General features: G+C 63.5%; 3 protein-coding genes. All 3 read right to left on the bottom strand.

Going from position 1 to position 1623, the window contains the following annotated elements; all coding sequences use genetic code 11:
- Positions 1-557 (bottom strand): alcohol dehydrogenase catalytic domain-containing protein (locus A9W96_RS12245; protein WP_156765210.1); only part of this gene is annotated, 557 nt, incomplete at its 3' end.
- Positions 554-754 (bottom strand): ferredoxin, encoded by a 201-nt coding sequence (locus tag A9W96_RS12240; protein ID WP_066872605.1) that lies wholly within the window; start codon positions 752-754, stop codon positions 554-556. The genes A9W96_RS12240 and A9W96_RS12245, both read right to left, overlap by 4 nt.
- 5 nt (positions 755-759) lie before the next feature.
- Positions 760-1617: a CaiB/BaiF CoA-transferase family protein gene (locus A9W96_RS12235; RefSeq protein WP_255362958.1), complete on the bottom strand. Its 858-nt coding sequence runs from the start codon at positions 1615-1617 to the stop codon at positions 760-762.
- Between the last annotated feature and the right edge of the window lie 6 nt (positions 1618-1623).

Here is a 1623-nt window from a genome sequence, read left to right as displayed (position 1 = left end):
CCGGGACTGACGTTGGCGGTATTCACGGCCGAACCCCAGCCGGTGGTGATGCCGCAACCGAGAAGACATGCGCGCGACAGCGGCACATCGTCGTCGATCTTGACGACGGAAGCCTCCGACAACACACCCCACTGCGCGAAACTGCCGACGCCCGAGAGCGCTCCGATGCCCCGTCCTCTGGCTCGGCGCCGGAAGGTGCCGTCGGCCTGGACCCCCGCCAGGATGATCGCCCCGTAATCACAGAGGTTCTGACGGCCCGTGGCGCACCAGCGGCAGCGGCCGCACGCCGGCAGGAACGACGTGACCACGTGGTCTCCCACCGCCAGATCGCGGACTCCCGGACCAACCTCGTGAACGACGCCCGCCCCTTCGTGCCCACCTATCAAGGGGAAACTCACCCCGAACATGTCGCCGGTGCGGATGTGGTGGTCGGAGTGGCATAGACCGGTGGCTTCGAACTCGACGAGTAGCTCGCCTTCCTGTGGCGGATCGAGTTCGATCTCTTCCACCGACCACCTCTCGTTCAGCCCCCACAGAACTGCTCCCTTGGTCTTCATGGCGACTCCTCGAGGATATGTATGGCACGCTCCGGGCAGTTCGCGATTGCGTTGTGCGCCCGGTCTTCCCACCCGGACGGGATATCTTCCACAATCACGAAGGCGGTCCCTTCGTCGTCGATGTCGAACAATTCGGGATACGCCGCATAACAACGGCTGTGGCCTTGGCACGTTTCCCTGTCGACATGAAGTTTCACGTTGTCTAATCCAATCCGCCTGGCCTGGTCCCGATGACTCCTTTTTCTGTGAGCGCTGCAATCGATGCGGCGTCGAGGCCCAGTAGGTCGCCGAGGATGCTCGCGTTGTGCTGCCCTAAGGTCGGCGCTGCCGACCGATACCACGTCTCAACGCTGCGGTACCTGAAGGGAATCGCCGGCACGTGATGCCGTCCCACGACGGGATGGTCGAGGCTTTCGAAGAAGCCCCGTGCCGCCAGCTGAGGGTGCATCGAACCGACCCTGGCGTCTGCCAAATCCGCAGCCGGAACACCACATTCAACGAGTAACTGTGCGGCGGCCGTGGAATCGTATTGGGCAGCCCATTGCTCGAGGTGCTTATCGATCAGATCATGTGCCCGCACGCGCCCGTCATGAGTGTCCAACGCGGGGTCGTTTGCCCAGTCCGGTTCGCGCAGAGCCGACTTGAGTAGGCGCCACTGCTCGTCCGTGGCGACCGAGATCGCCAGCCATCGTTCGGTTCCCGCGCATGGATAGAGCCCTTGTGGGGCGGCGTCACGGCTGCGGTTTCCCAATCGCGATATCAGGTTCCCGTAGGCGGTGAATTCGACAACCTGCTCGGCGGCGGCGTTGAGCGCGGATTCAACCATCGATACTTCGATTAGCGACCCTTGGCCGGTTTCGTCGCGTCGCCGGAGTCCTGCCAGCATGGCGAATGCGGAGTGCATTCCCGCCAGTGGGTCACACGGGCCTCGGGGGATTCGCGGCTGGTCGTACTCGTGACCGGTCACCCACGCCATTCCGGTCATCTGCTCCATGGTTTGCGCGAAACCCACGTTGTTGCGCCACGGTCCGTCGAGCCCGAAGGCAGGCATGCGGACCATCACGAT

It is taken from the genome of Mycobacterium sp. 1245852.3 (genome assembly GCF_001669335.1).
GTDB lineage: Bacteria > Actinomycetota > Actinomycetes > Mycobacteriales > Mycobacteriaceae > Mycobacterium > Mycobacterium europaeum_A.
The sequence above is the reverse complement of the archived record's forward strand: the minus strand, read 5'-3'. Positions and strand labels throughout refer to the sequence as shown.

Excerpts from the sequence above, each read along its gene's own strand:
- A9W96_RS12235 (WP_255362958.1), bottom strand. The coding sequence starts at position 1,617 with ATGGTCCGCATGCCTGCCTTCGGGCTCGACGGACCGTGGCGCAACAAC.